Origin of the sequence: Pararhizobium sp. PWRC1-1 (assembly GCF_049897905.1) — a bacterium.
Taxonomy (GTDB): Bacteria; Pseudomonadota; Alphaproteobacteria; order Rhizobiales; family Rhizobiaceae; genus Pararhizobium.
Genome location: NZ_JAFCXE010000005.1, coordinates 251,560 through 264,495, shown reverse-complemented (window position 1 = coordinate 264,495; position 12,936 = coordinate 251,560). Strand labels below are relative to the sequence as shown.

Sequence of the window (12,936 nt, the reverse complement as noted above, 5' to 3'; positions counted from 1 at the left end):
GTCGTCTTGGACCTACGGTGGTCTATTCCGGACGGCCGATGCTGGTATAGCTGAAGCCGTGCTTGGTGACCTCACCGGACTGATAGATGTTCCGGAGGTCGACAAGAAGCGGCGTGTTCATCAGGACCTTCAGGCGGTCGAGATTGAGCGCCCGGAATTCGTTCCATTCGGTCACGATGACAAGCGCGTCTGCGCCCTCTGCCGCCTTGTAGGGATTGTCGGCATAGGCGATGCCGTCGATCACGTGTTTCGCATTCTCCATGCCTTCCGGATCATAACCGGTGACGATGGCGCCGGCATCGGTCAGCGCCTGAATGACGGCAATGGCCGGGCTGTCGCGCATGTCGTCGGTGTTGGGCTTGAAGGTGAGGCCGAGCACGGCGACCTTCTTGCCGCGCACATCGCCGCCCGCTGCCGCGATCACCTTGCGGCCCATGGCGCGTTTGCGGTTATCGTTGACGGAGACGACCGTCTCGATCAGCCGCACCGGGCTGTCATGATCCTGTGCGGTTTTCACCAGCGCAAGCGTGTCCTTCGGAAAGCACGAGCCGCCATAGCCCGGACCGGCGTGCAGGAATTTGCCGCCGATACGGCCATCGAGGCCGATGCCGCGCGCCACTTCCTGCACATTGGCGCCGACCTTTTCGCACAGGTCCGCCATCTCGTTGATGAAGGTGATCTTCATCGCGAGGAAGGCATTTCCGGCATATTTGATCAGCTCGGAGGTACGGCGTGTGGTGAAGAGCAGCGGCGACTGGTTGAGATAGAGCGGCCGGTAGACCTCCGTCATCACGCCACGGGCGCGCTCATCGTTGAGGCCGATGACGATGCGGTCGGGCCGCTTGAAATCGTCGATGGCGGCACCCTCGCGCAGGAATTCCGGATTGGAAACCACGGCGATATCGGCATCCGGATTGGTCTCGCGCATGATCCGCTCGACCTCGTCGCCGGTGCCGACCGGAACGGTCGACTTGGTGACGATGACGGTAAAGCCGGTCACATGTGCGGCAATCTCTCGGGCGGCATCATAGACGTAGGACAGATCGGCATGGCCATCGCCGCGCCGCGACGGCGTGCCGACGGCAATGAAAATCACCTCACTCTCGGACACGCTTGTAGCGAGATCCGTGGTGAAGTTCAGCCGCCCGTCCTTGACATTGTCGGCCACCAGTTGCTCAAGCCCGGGCTCGAAAATCGGGATGCGTCCGGCAAGCAGCGCCTCGATCTTGCCCGCATCCTTGTCGATGCAGACAACGTCATGGCCGAAATCGGCAAAACAAACGCCGGAAACAAGTCCGACGTAACCGGCACCGATCATCGTGATTTTCATGGCACACTCCAGAATGACATCGCGCAGGCGCATCGTGGCTTCATGCCGGCTTCAGATGCGCACGTGGCGGCATCCATAGTCAAACACACGCGCCTTGCCAATGCCGGATGTGCGGTACCGGCGCGCTGCCGGGCTTGCCAGCCGGTCGCCGATGGCTAGATTGCCGCCACGACACGAGTGACATATGACAAGGAAAGCAGACATGGCCGAGACATTTCGCTGGCACAATGAACCGGCCGTCTGGCATGGAGACGCTGGCCGGCTTTCGCTGAAAACCGATGCGAAAACCGATTTCTGGCAGGAAACCTTCTACGGCTTTCACCGTGACAGCGGTCACGCCTATCTGCGTCCTGTCTCCGGCGATTTCACAGGTTCGGCGACGGTTACCGGCGTCTACGAAACTCTCTATGATCAGGCCGGGCTGATGCTGCGGCTGGACGAGCACAACTGGATCAAGTGTGGGATAGAATACACAGACGGCCTGATGCATTTCAGCGTGGTCGTCACGCGCGACGTGTCGGACTGGTCGGTCATCCCGCTGCCCGGCATTTCGCCGTCTGCGCCGCTCTTCGTGCGGCTGACGCGCCACGACGCGGCCGTGCGTGTTCAATTCCGGTTCGACACGCATGCGCTGTGGCAGATGGCGCGGCTCTGCCCGTTCTCCGCCGGGGATGCCCAATTCGGGATCACGGCATGCTCGCCGGAACGTGGTGGGTTCGAGGCGACGTTCAGCGATATCGCCATCGGCGCGCCGATCAGCCGCGCCTTGCATGATACGGGCCACGATTAGGCTCGCCGCCTCTTTACTCCCGAACCGTCATCGAAAAGTCGGCACCGCCGCGCAGCGTGTTGCTGACCGTGCAGATTTCCTCTTCGGCGGCCTTGGCGATTGCATGCCGGGCTTCGGCATGAAGATCTCCCCGGATCGTCAGCACGACATTGAACTTCACCACCCGCGACAGGCCCTCGGTGGATTTTTCACCGGTCACCTCGGCAAGGATTTCAGTCAGCCGGTCAAGCAGGCCCATCTGGCTTGCTGCGATCCGGGCGCTCATCGTCAGGCAGGCCGACAGCGATGCATACAAAAGGTCGATCGGATTGAAGCCTGCCTGCGACGGACCGGTGACGATCTGGATTTCGCCACCTGTCGCGGATGTGACCTGCGGAAACCCGTGCCGGGCGAGAACAGCGGTTGCGCCTGTCGGCCTGGTTTTTGTCGTTAATTCCGCCATTTTGCTCTCCTAAAGTCACGCGCAGCTCATTTGATATGCAATTTTTCCTGTGTTGGAAGCAATTTTGGCTTCCACGATCAATAAAACCTGCCGGATTAAGTAGTCTACGGATTTTATGGAAATTTGTGTCCGCAAATGGCGAACATCCGCAAGAGTTTTCCCGGCCATCACCCGATAAGAGGCGTTCGTGCTTCGCCGGGCGCATCCGATTTTGCGATAACCATCCCACACCGGGGCGCTTGCCTCATTTGACAGGACGGGACTGACAATGACCAAAAAGACGATCTTTCACACTTTCTCGCGCCGCGCGGCCCTGACCGCTCTTGCCGTTTCCGCCGCTGCGATTGCTGGCTTTGCCGCGCCGTCCGCAAGCTTTGCCGAAGACAAGTCGATCAAGGTCGGCATCATCAGCGGCGAGGACGAGGACGTCTGGCGCGTTGTCACGGCCGAAGCTGCCAAGCAGGGCCTGACCATCGAAACCATTGTTTTCAACGATTACACCCAGCCGAACGAAGCGCTTGAGCGCGGCGAAGTTGATGCCAACGCCTTCCAGCACCAGCCTTATCTCGACAACCAGATCAAGCAGCACGGCTACCACATCGTCAATGCCGGCTATACCGGCGTCTGGCCGATCGGCCTTTACACCAAGAAGTTCAAGACCATTGCCGAACTGCCGGAAGGCGCCGTGATCGGCGTGCCGAATGATCCGTCGAACGAAGGCCGTGCCCTGCGCGTGTTGCAGAACGAAGGCATCATCAAGCTGAAGGACGGTACCGGCATCCTGGCGACGATCACCGACATCGTTGAAAATCCGAAGAAGGTCGAAATCAAGGAACTCGATGCCGGCGTCGTTGGCCGTGCGATCGAAGACCTCGATGCCGCCGTCGTCAACACCGATTGGGCGCTGAAGAGCGGCCTGTCTGCGGAAGACCGCATTGCCCAGGAGCCGGTCGACAACAACCCTTACCGCAACTTCATTGCCGTCAAGACCGGTACAGAGAATGAAGCCTGGGTAAAGACACTGGTCTCTTCCTACCAGAATGACGCCGTCAAGGCCGAATTCGACAAGGTCTACAAGGGCACCGGCATCAGCGCCTATTGATCCACTTTCGTCCCTTTGAGCGAAGGGGTACGCTAAACCGGGCGGTTCTGGCATTCATTTGCCAGGGCCGCCTTGGGCGTTGTAGAGGCACCCGAAACCAAACGCCGAAAACCCAATGAAGGACAAGGCATGAATTCTGTAGTTTCCGCGCCTGCGGCCGCGGCGCTGCCACAGGCCGATGAGGTCGTCCGGCTGAAGGACGTCAAGCGCCGCTTCGGCACGACGCCTGCCTTGGATGGGGTATCGTTGACGGTGCGCAAGGGCGAAATTCTCGGCATTATCGGCCGCAGCGGTGCCGGCAAGTCGACGCTGATCCGCTGCCTGAACGGGCTGGAACAGACCGATAGTGGCGAAATCCATATCGAGGGCCGCAACATCACCGGCCTCAGCGAAAAGGACCTGCAGCCGCTGCGCCGCCGCATCGGCATGATCTTCCAGCATTTCAACCTTCTGTCGGCAAAGACGGTCGAGGAAAACGTGGCGCTGCCGCTCAAGATCGAGGGCCTCGGCAAGGCCGAACGCCTGAAGCGCGCTGCCGAACTGCTCGACCTTGTCGGGCTCTCTGACAAGGCGAAAGCCTATCCCTCGTCCCTGTCTGGTGGCCAGAAGCAGCGCGTCGGTATCGCCCGCGCCCTTGCCGCCCGTCCCGCACTTTTGCTGTCGGATGAAGCCACCTCGGCGCTCGATCCGGAAACGACCCGCTCGATCCTTGTTCTCCTGAAGGACATCAACCGCAAGCTTGGCCTGACCATCCTGCTCATCACCCACGAGATGGAAGTGGTGCGCAGCGTCGCCGACCGGGTCGCCGTCATCGATGCCGGCCGGATCGTCGAAGAGGGTCAGGTCTGGTCGGTATTTGCCGATCCGCAGGCGCCGATCACGAAGAGCCTGCTCAGCGGCATCCGCCCGCAGTTGCCGGACTCTATCGCCGCGCGGCTGTCGCCGGTGTCTGGAGCCGAGCAGATCCTCAGCATCGATATGGCAGGCCCAGCCGCCCAGGGCGCGCTGTTTGCCGATCTTTCGCAAGCGCTGCCGCAGTCCTTCCGCCTCGTGCACGGCGGTATCGATCATATCCAGGACCAGCCGGTGGCGCGGTTCTTCATTGCCGTTCCGACAAGCGACGCTGCGCTGCCGGAACAGGTCCAGAATTTTCTAAAAGCTCGCGGTGCGCGGGTGGAGGTGCTTGGTTATGACACCAATCATGCTTGAACTGCTTTTCCGCTCTCTGTGGGAAACCATTCTCATGACCGGCGCCTCCGGCATCATCTCGCTGGTTGCCGGCCTGCCGCTGGGTCTGGCGCTGGTTGCCACCGCCCGTGGCGGCATTGCCGAGAAGCCTTGGTTGAACAGCGTGCTCGGGGCCATCGTCAATGGCTTCCGCTCCGTGCCCTTCATCATCCTGCTCGTCGCGCTGATCCCGTTGACGCGGCTGATCGTCGGAACGGCGCTTGGCACCTGGGCGGCCATTGTGCCGCTGGCGATCGCAGCGACCCCTTACTATGCCCGCATTGCCGAAGTGTCGTTGCGTGAGGTCGATCGTGGCCTGATCGATGCGGTACGCGCCATGGGCGGCAATCGCTGGACGATCATCCGCGAAGTGCTGGTGCCGGAAGCGCTGCCAGGCATCATCTCCGGCTTTACGGTGACGCTGGTGACCCTGGTCGGCGCCTCGGCCATGGCCGGCGCCATCGGGGCCGGTGGCCTCGGCGATCTCGCCATCCGCTATGGCTATCAGCGGTTCGAAACGACGGTGATGATCGCCGTGGTGATCGTGCTGATCATTCTGGTCTGCGGCATCCAGTGGCTTGGTGACCGCCTCGTCACCAGGCTGGATCACAAATAGCCGGCTAATCTCTTGTGTGCCTGAAAGCGGCGGCGGGGTGGGAGGCAGTCAGTCTTCCATCTGCGCCGCCAAACAGTTTCTGCCGCAGCGGTCCTTCAGCATAGTCCGCCTTGAACAGGCCGCGCTCCTGCAAAACCGGCACGACAAGATCGACGAAATCCGCAAGGCTCTCCGGTGCCACGGTACGGGCGAGGTTGAAGCCGTCGATGCCGGCGTCCTTGATCCACATCTGCAGATGATCGGCAATCTGCTCCGGCGAACCGACCACCGGCTTCATCCGGCTGCCCAGCACCATCTGTTCGGTGATCTGCCGCACCGTCAGCGGCTTGGCGGCCTGCTTGGTAATCGCCGCCAGCGCCGACTGGTTGGCATTGGTGGTCAATTGTTCGATCGGCTCATCTAGCCCATATTTCGAAAGGTCGATGCCGATGGAGCTGGAATAGTGTGCCAATGAGGCCTCGACGCTGGAATACTGACGATAGTCCTCCAGCTTGTCCTGAGCTTCCTTTTCCGTCCGCCCGACAACGACGGTCAACAGATTGAGAATGCGCAAGGCATCACTGCCCCGGCCGAATTCCTCGGCCTTGCGGCGCAAGCCTTCAACGATCGGCTTGGCGGCTTGTGGCGTCGCACTGGCGATGAACACGCATTCCGCATGTTTGCCGGCAAAATCCTGCCCGCGCGCTGAAGCGCCGGCCTGAAACAGCAGTGGCGTGCGCTGCGGCGAGGGCTCGCTGAGATGGATGCCCTCCATCCTGTGGTAGTGCCCGTCATGCCTGACAGCCCGTACCCTGGACGGATCGGCATATGTCCGGCCCGTCTTGTCGCGCAGCACCGCGTCGTCGTCCCAGCTGCCTTCCCAGAGCTTGTAGAGCACCTCGAGATACTCTTCCGCCGCATCGTAGCGGGCGTCATGGTCCGACTGCCGCTCGATACCCATGCTGCGGGCAGCACTATCGAGATAGCCGGTGACGATGTTCCAGCCGATCCGCCCCTTGGTGAGGTGATCCAGCGTCGACATGCGCCGCGCCAGAAGAAACGGCGGCTCGTAGGTCGTGTTGACGGTAACACCGAAACCGAGGTGTTTGGTCACATGCGCCATGGCTGAAATCGGGATCAGCGGATCGTTGACCGGGATTTGCGCGCCGGTCTCGATCGTTGGTGCCGGGCTGCCCTTGTAGACATCATAAACCCCGACGATATCGGCCAGGAATAGTCCATCGAGCTTGCCGCGTTCGGCAGTGATGGCCAGATCCGTCCAGTAGTCGAGATCGGTATAGCGCACCGACTGATCGCGCGGATGCGTCCACAGACCATGGTTGATGTGGCCGACGCACTTCATGTCGAAGGCGTAGATCTGCATTGTCTTCATCCTGCCGTTTCCCTCTTTCGGTCGCGTTTTCTCTGTTTTGTACCATTCCGGCGAAAAGACCCAAGTCCATCGTTAATTTAGATTCGCATTACGAAAGCATAGCGAATTCAGGAATTTTTTATCTCTATAAATTCTATGAATTTTACAATGATTAAACATCATTCCACCGGAGCCTTCGGCGCGGAATGCCATTGAACCATTGCCGGGAGAGGGACATGACAATCAACCGACGCCGCCTTTTGGGAACCGCCACCTTAGCCGTTCTCGCTTTCACGACGCAGAGCAATTTCTCCTACGCCGCCGACGTCACCGTCAATATCGGTTACCAGCCGATCGTCGAGCCGTCGCGCGTGCCGCAGGCCGACGGGACCTATGAAAAGGTGACCGGCGCCAAGATCAACTGGCAGAAGTTCGACAGCGGTGCCGACGTGATCACCGCGATCGCTTCCGGCTCGCTCGATATCGGCTATGTCGGCTCCTCGCCGCTGGCCGCCGCCGCAAGCCGCGAAATTCCGATCGAGACGATCTTCGTCGTCGGCCTGATCTCGGAAGCCGAAGCGCTGGCCGTCAAGGGCATCGACAAGCCCGAAGGCCTTGCCGGCAAGAAGATTGCCACCCCCTTCGTCTCTACAGCCCATTACAGCCTGCTGACGGCGCTGAAGCACTGGAAGGTCGATCCGAAATCGGTCGAAATCCTCAACCTGCGGCCGCCGGAAATCGCAGCCGCCTGGGAACGCGGCGATATCGATGGCGCATACGTCTGGGATCCGGTCCTGTCCGAACTGAAGAAAACCGGCAGCGTGCTGGCCACGTCGGCGGATGTCGCTTCATGGGGCGGCCCGACTTTCGACGCCTGGATCGTCAGCAAGAAGTTCGCCGAAGAACATCCGGAAATCGTTACCGGCTTCGTTCAGGTGACCGGCAAGGCATACGCATCCTACCTTGCCAATCCGGACAGCTGGAATGCCACATCGCCGGAAGCCGAGAAGATTGCCAAGTTCACCGGCGCAAAGGTCGAGGAAGTTCCGGCTCTCCTGAAGGGCTATCACTTCCCGACGCTGGAAGAGCAGGCCGGCGCCGATCTGCTCGGCGGCGGCACGGCAAAGGCTGTCGCGGAAACCTCGGCCTTCTTGTTGGAGCAGGGCAAGATCCCGGCGGTCCTTCCGGACTACGCCCCTTACGTTTCGTCGCGCTGGGTCGTCGAAGCCGCCAAGGCTGGTCTTTAAAAAACAGGCGCTGGAATCCGACGGGATTCCAGCGCCGCAAACCATCGGTGTGATCATGAGCGTCCTGTCGCTGCAATCCGTATCCCTGGCGTTTCCGGCCGATCGCGACAGCCGTCAGACGCGGCTGGTACTGGATGGCGTGACGCTGCATCTCGCCTCGGACGAATTCATTGCGGTCATCGGCCGCTCCGGCTCCGGCAAGACCAGCCTTCTCAATCTTGCTGCAGGGTTCCTCAAGCCCACGTCCGGCCGCGTGTCGGTGGATGGAGTGGATATCACTGGGCCTGCCGCCGATCGTGCGGTCGTCTTCCAGGACGATGCGCTTTATCCCTGGCTGAATGCGCGCGACAATGTCGCCTTTCCGTTGAAGCTCAAGGGGATTGCCAAGGGCGAACGCCGGCTGCTGGCCGATGAACTGCTGGCCAAAGTCGGCCTGGACAATGCCGGTGCCAAGAATATCTGGGAACTGTCGGGCGGCATGCGCCAGCGTGTCGGCATCGCCCGCGCGCTGGCGTCTCAGCCGCGTTTCCTGCTGCTCGACGAGCCGCTCGGCGCACTCGATGCGCTGACCCGCACCCGCCTGCAGCAATTCCTGCTCAAGGTCTGGTCGGACAGCAAGACCGGGGCGCTGCTGATCACCCATAGTATCGAGGAAGCCATGCTGCTCGCCACCCGCGTCGTCGTGCTGGCGCCCAACCCGGGCCGCATCGTCGCCGATATCCCGGCAAGCTTCGGCCGCCAGCTGCTCAGCGGAAAGTCCCTGCAGGATATCAAGGACTCACCGGAATACCGGCGTCTTCACGATGGCCTGAACGGCCTCATTCATGCGGATAGCGAGGAGGAAGCGGCATGACGATCAATATCGGCGCCATTGTACCCGCCACCCCGACTGTGCCTGCGGATGCCGTGATCGAAGTGCAGAAGCCCAAGCGCAGCCTCGGAACCCTGCCGGTCTCGCTGGCGACAATCGCCGTCATCATTGCTGCCTGGAGCCTTGCCTCGGCCCATGGCGTCGTGTCGCCGCTCTTTTTGCCATCGCCTCTGATCGTGCTGAAGGCGACCTATTCCGTCGCGGTCAATGGCTTCGTCGATTCGACGCTTGTCGAGCATACGTTCGCCAGCCTGCTGCGGATTTTCGCAGCCCTTGCCGCCGCCATCGTCATCGGTATTCCCGCCGGTCTTGCCATCGGCACCAGCCGCATCGGCAAGGGCATCCTCGATCCAATCGTCGAATTCCTGCGGCCGCTGCCGCCGCTGGCCTATCTGCCGCTGATCATCATCTGGATCGGCATCGGCGAGGCGTCGAAGATCACCGTTATTTCGCTCGCCATGTTGCCGCCGATCATCCTGTCGACGGCGGCCGGGGTCAAATCCGCACCGGCCGATTTCATCAATGCCGCCAGATCGTTTGGTGCGACCCGGCTACAAATCCTGCTGCAGGTGATCCTGCCCAGCGCCATTCCTTCGATCCTGACCGGAACCCGCATCGCGCTCGGCGCCGGCTGGTCGACGCTGGTGGCAGCCGAACTGGTGGCCGCAAGCCGCGGCCTCGGCTTCATGATCCAGTCGGCCGCGCAATTCCTCGTCACCGACATCGTGATCGCTGGCATCATCGTCATTGCCGCGATTGCGTTCCTGTTCGAGATTCTGGCGCGCCTGCTGGAGCGCTGGTTCGTGCCCTGGGCCGCGCATCGCTAAGAGCGATACGGCGCCAGCTAACGAGGCTCCACCGTCTGGCTGAGATACGTCGGGTCGAATTGCGCCAGTTCCTGCAGGCGCGTCCAGTCGAGGATGGTGATCATCTGGCCGATCCAGGTCAGAAGCTCGGCCTTGCGCAGGATCTGCAAGGTCTTGTTGAGGTGCACCAGCGATATGCCCAGCACATCGGCCAGCTCCACCTGGGTCAGCGGGAAATGGAAATTGTAACCGGTCGTCCGCCCGACCACCTGCAGCCGCATGAACAGCTCGCAGACCAAATGGGCGAGATGGGCCTTCTTCGAACGCCGCCCCATCGCCACGATCCATTCGCGATGGATGGCGCCATCCACCAGCGTGTCGAGCCAGAGCAGGCGGCTGAGATGCGGCTGCGATTCGGTGATGGCCTTGAGATCGCCGTGCTCGACGAACGCCACATGGCATTGCGACATCGCAACGATGCCATGGTCCATGGTTTTCAGGAGAAAGGCATGCAGATCGACGAAATCGCCTGAAATGTGCAGGGCGGTGATCTGGCGCGTACCATCGGCCAGGAATTTGTAGCGCGCCGCAAAGCCGTCGATCAGCAGCGTGCTATAGCCCGGCCGCGATCCCTCGACCACGATCTCCTCGTCGACCTTGAAGCGCCTGTCGCGCCAGATCAAGTTCCTGAGCAGGGCTACCTCATGAGGCGACACCACATCATGACTTTGAAGATTGAGGAGGAGGGAATCGATCAATTTGCGGCATGCCATGTGAGGGATGGGCTCTCCACCTATCCCACAAACGGTCGGGGCTCATTTAACATTGACACATGAATGACGAATCCTGTTGATTTCAGGAACTATTTTCATTCCGGCGAATTCCTGATCGTTCAAGGGATGCAAAGATGATGAGCCGCTACTTTTTCGATCTGCACAACGGCGACGGCGCAACTCGCGACGAAGACGGGTTGGAGCTCTCAACACGCGAAAGCGTGACCCGGGAAGTCAGCCGGATCTTGCTGGATGTCGTCCAGGATGAGATTGGCGAGCAGCCAAACGGCGCAGTATCCGTTGTGGTTCGCGATGACAAAGGCAGAGCTGTTTCGATGGCCAATCTGACCTTCAGCAATTCCTGGTTCGAGGCCGAACCAACCGAATAGGAGCATCGGCTCCCCCCGCCGTCCGTGGACCGGACGGCCATGCCGCGCCAGAGCAATGAAGGCGGCTACAACATTGCCCGGCTGAGACCGCCGTCGATCGGCAGCGCGACGCCGGTAATGTAGCCTGCCTGACGGCTGGCTAGAAATGCTGCCGCCGCCCCGAACTCCGCCGGCGTACCATAACGGCCGATCGGAATGTCCGACTGGCTGCGAGCCGCAACCGTCTCGATGCTTAACCCTTCACTCGCTGCATCCATTTTGTCGAAGCTCAGCGTCCTGTCTGTCGCCAGCCGGCCGGGCAGAAGCATGTTGACGGTAACGCCTTGGGCCGCCACTTCGCCCGCAAGCGTCTTCAGCCAGCCGGCAACGGCGCTGCGAAGCGCGTTGGAGGCCGTGAGGCCCGCGATCGGCTCGCGAATGCTGGTGGAGGCCACGGCCATGATCCGCCCCCAGCCGTTCTGCCGCATGGACGGCAGCAAACGGTTGGTGATCCGCATGCCGGCCAGCACCATCGTATCGAATTGCGCGCGCCAGAACGCCGGATCGATCTCCGAAGCCAGGCTCGGCGGTGGCCCGCCACCGTTCAACACGAGGATATCGATATCACCGAAATCGGCCGCAAGCCGGTCGAGGAATGGGTCAATGGCATCGGGGTCTTCAAGATCAAGCGCAAATCCGCGGACCGAATCACCGATCGCCGCCGCACTCAACGCCGACTTGGCCTGATCCCGCCCCGTCAGGGCAACAATCGCTCCCTCTGCCGCCAGCGCCTCGGCAATCCCGCGCCCCAGCCCCTTGCTGCCGCCGAGAACGAGTGCCCGCTTGCCGTTGATCCCGAGATCCATGATCTGCTCCCCTGTCGCTTTTTTGTAGCGACGGTTGGAGCGCGAGGATGGTTTGCAGTCAATGGAAAAGATGAGGGAACGGGCGGTTGAGTGTTGTGGGTAACAGGTTGACGCAGCAAGACGCGGTCGATGCAGATCAAACGCTTTGCGGTACTCAACAGTGGATCAGGAAAAGATTTGGTGGAGCTAAGCGGGATCGAACCGCTGACCTCTTGCATGCCATGCAAGCGCTCTCCCAGCTGAGCTATAGCCCCATTTTGGGTCCGGCTAGGCCGGTTCCGGGAAGGCCGTCCGAACTGTTTGTCCGGTCGGTTGGCGGCTTCATACTTCTGCTTTTTGAAGATGGCAAGCCGAAAAAGACAAAGGGCGACGTTTTTATTGTGTGCGCCCGGAGCCTTGCGTCCGCATGAGGGTTGAAAACCCCGTGCGGACGCAATTGTTTGAATTCTGTGAGGTTTAGACCTCGTCGTCGTCGTCCGAGACGCCGATCAGGTCGGACAGGCCGTCCTCGTCGTCCTCGTCGGCTTCCAGGAAGGTGTCGTCGTCATCGCCTTCAATTTCGACGTCGTCATCGCCCAGATCCGGAATGTCGTCGCCGCCGGCTGCTTCGCTGTCGGCATCCTCGAGCGAGACCAGTTCCACTTCGGGGTTCTCGGTATCGACTTCCTGAACCTCGTCTTCTTCGGCGGCCTTTTCCATTACCTTGGCAACGGATGTTTCCTCGAAGAAGGAGAGCGGGTAGGATTTTCCGGTATAGGGAGAAACGATCGGGTCCTTGTTCAGGTCGTAGAATTTACGGCCCGTTTCCGGATCGGCGCGTTTTGTTCCAAGTTCCGCTTTTGCCACGGTCAAAGCCTCTTGAATGGCCGGGATTACCGGCATCTGCCGGAATACCGGCGTTGAAGATGAAATGAATTAGCCGGTCCCCATAATCGTCTTGGCCCCGTCTGTCAAAGCTTAACTTGTGCAAGCGTCCGCTGCGCTTTTCTTTGGAAGAGAGGATGACCATTCTGCAACTTGGTGTTACGCAGCATGCAAAGTCGCGGATAGCGGGTTCCGCGCGCTGGCGTTTTTCCATTTTCCGCCGAGCTGGATGGGGAGGGCTGGCCGGGGAGGGCTGGCCGGGAACATGCGAATGCATCTCGCA

At 60.7% G+C, this 12,936-nt stretch carries 14 protein-coding genes and 1 tRNA gene; 8 read left to right on the top strand and 7 right to left on the bottom strand.

All coding sequences use genetic code 11. The features are described 5' to 3' along the window. Window positions 1–22: 22 nt before the first annotated feature. Window positions 23–1,330, bottom strand: a complete 1,308-nt coding sequence (locus ACP7E0_RS11040) for a UDP-glucose dehydrogenase family protein (RefSeq protein WP_426124873.1) — start codon at window positions 1,328–1,330, stop codon at window positions 23–25. A gap of 202 nt (window positions 1,331–1,532) precedes the next feature. Here ACP7E0_RS11040 and ACP7E0_RS11035 point away from each other — a divergent pair, with 202 nt between their 5' ends. Next, window positions 1,533–2,120, top strand: a complete 588-nt coding sequence (locus ACP7E0_RS11035; RefSeq protein WP_426124872.1) for a DUF1349 domain-containing protein — start codon at window positions 1,533–1,535, stop codon at window positions 2,118–2,120. Window positions 2,121–2,133: 13 nt separating this feature from the next. On the opposite strand, the gene ACP7E0_RS11030 is transcribed toward ACP7E0_RS11035, so the two are convergent. Continuing rightward, window positions 2,134–2,562 (bottom strand): OsmC family protein, encoded by a 429-nt coding sequence (locus ACP7E0_RS11030; RefSeq protein ID WP_426124871.1) that lies wholly within the window; start codon window positions 2,560–2,562, stop codon window positions 2,134–2,136. A 268-nt stretch (window positions 2,563–2,830) separates the two neighbouring features. Here ACP7E0_RS11030 and ACP7E0_RS11025 point away from each other — a divergent pair, with 268 nt between their 5' ends. The 3 genes from ACP7E0_RS11025 to ACP7E0_RS11015 all read left to right on the top strand — a co-directional run bounded on the left by ACP7E0_RS11025 (window position 2,831) and on the right by ACP7E0_RS11015 (window position 5,507). After that, a complete protein-coding gene (locus ACP7E0_RS11025) occupies window positions 2,831–3,664 on the top strand; it encodes a MetQ/NlpA family lipoprotein (protein WP_426124870.1) in 834 nt (277 codons plus the stop codon). A 129-nt stretch (window positions 3,665–3,793) separates the two neighbouring features. Next, window positions 3,794–4,873 (top strand): methionine ABC transporter ATP-binding protein, encoded by a 1,080-nt coding sequence (locus tag ACP7E0_RS11020; RefSeq protein WP_426124868.1) that lies wholly within the window; start codon window positions 3,794–3,796, stop codon window positions 4,871–4,873. Next, window positions 4,854–5,507 carry a methionine ABC transporter permease gene (locus tag ACP7E0_RS11015; protein ID WP_426124867.1) on the top strand — a complete coding sequence of 218 codons (654 nt, stop codon included), beginning with the start codon at window positions 4,854–4,856 and terminating at the stop codon, window positions 5,505–5,507. The genes ACP7E0_RS11020 and ACP7E0_RS11015 overlap by 20 nt, the downstream gene beginning before the upstream one ends. A 4-nt stretch (window positions 5,508–5,511) precedes the next feature. Here the strand turns inward: ACP7E0_RS11015 and ACP7E0_RS11010 are convergent, their stop codons facing one another. After that, window positions 5,512–6,879 carry an LLM class flavin-dependent oxidoreductase gene (locus ACP7E0_RS11010; RefSeq protein WP_426124866.1) on the bottom strand — a complete coding sequence of 456 codons (1,368 nt, stop codon included), beginning with the start codon at window positions 6,877–6,879 and terminating at the stop codon, window positions 5,512–5,514. A gap of 215 nt (window positions 6,880–7,094) precedes the next feature. Here ACP7E0_RS11010 and tauA point away from each other — a divergent pair, with 215 nt between their 5' ends. From tauA to ACP7E0_RS10995, 3 genes are read left to right on the top strand one after another with little or no spacing between them, the layout of a single operon-like run. Continuing rightward, window positions 7,095–8,105, top strand: coding sequence for a taurine ABC transporter substrate-binding protein (gene tauA, locus ACP7E0_RS11005; RefSeq protein WP_426124865.1), 1,011 nt, complete (start codon window positions 7,095–7,097; stop codon window positions 8,103–8,105). Window positions 8,106–8,160: 55 nt separating this feature from the next. Continuing rightward, window positions 8,161–8,958, top strand: a complete 798-nt coding sequence (locus tag ACP7E0_RS11000; RefSeq protein ID WP_426124864.1) for a taurine ABC transporter ATP-binding protein — start codon at window positions 8,161–8,163, stop codon at window positions 8,956–8,958. Continuing rightward, entirely contained in the window at window positions 8,955–9,803 is an 849-nt protein-coding gene (locus ACP7E0_RS10995) for an ABC transporter permease subunit (RefSeq protein WP_426124863.1), read from the top strand. The genes ACP7E0_RS11000 and ACP7E0_RS10995 overlap by 4 nt, the downstream gene beginning before the upstream one ends. Window positions 9,804–9,820: 17 nt before the next feature. On the opposite strand, the gene ACP7E0_RS10990 is transcribed toward ACP7E0_RS10995, so the two are convergent. Beyond that, window positions 9,821–10,540 (bottom strand): Crp/Fnr family transcriptional regulator, encoded by a 720-nt coding sequence (locus ACP7E0_RS10990; RefSeq protein ID WP_426124862.1) that lies wholly within the window; start codon window positions 10,538–10,540, stop codon window positions 9,821–9,823. A 149-nt stretch (window positions 10,541–10,689) separates the two neighbouring features. On the opposite strand from ACP7E0_RS10990, the gene ACP7E0_RS10985 reads away from it, so the two are divergent. After that, window positions 10,690–10,944: a DUF6894 family protein gene (locus ACP7E0_RS10985; protein ID WP_426124861.1), complete on the top strand. Its 255-nt coding sequence runs from the start codon at window positions 10,690–10,692 to the stop codon at window positions 10,942–10,944. A 65-nt stretch (window positions 10,945–11,009) separates the two neighbouring features. On the opposite strand, the gene ACP7E0_RS10980 is transcribed toward ACP7E0_RS10985, so the two are convergent. From ACP7E0_RS10980 to ACP7E0_RS10970, 3 genes are all read right to left on the bottom strand, one after another. Then, on the bottom strand, window positions 11,010–11,789 hold the full coding sequence (locus ACP7E0_RS10980) for an SDR family oxidoreductase (protein ID WP_426124859.1): 780 nt from the start codon (window positions 11,787–11,789) through the stop codon (window positions 11,010–11,012). A gap of 178 nt (window positions 11,790–11,967) precedes the next feature. After that, window positions 11,968–12,043 (bottom strand) — tRNA-Ala (locus ACP7E0_RS10975). Window positions 12,044–12,245: 202 nt separating this feature from the next. Further along, window positions 12,246–12,635, bottom strand: a complete 390-nt coding sequence (locus tag ACP7E0_RS10970; protein ID WP_113246277.1) for a TIGR02300 family protein — start codon at window positions 12,633–12,635, stop codon at window positions 12,246–12,248. Window positions 12,636–12,936: the final 301 nt, after the last annotated feature.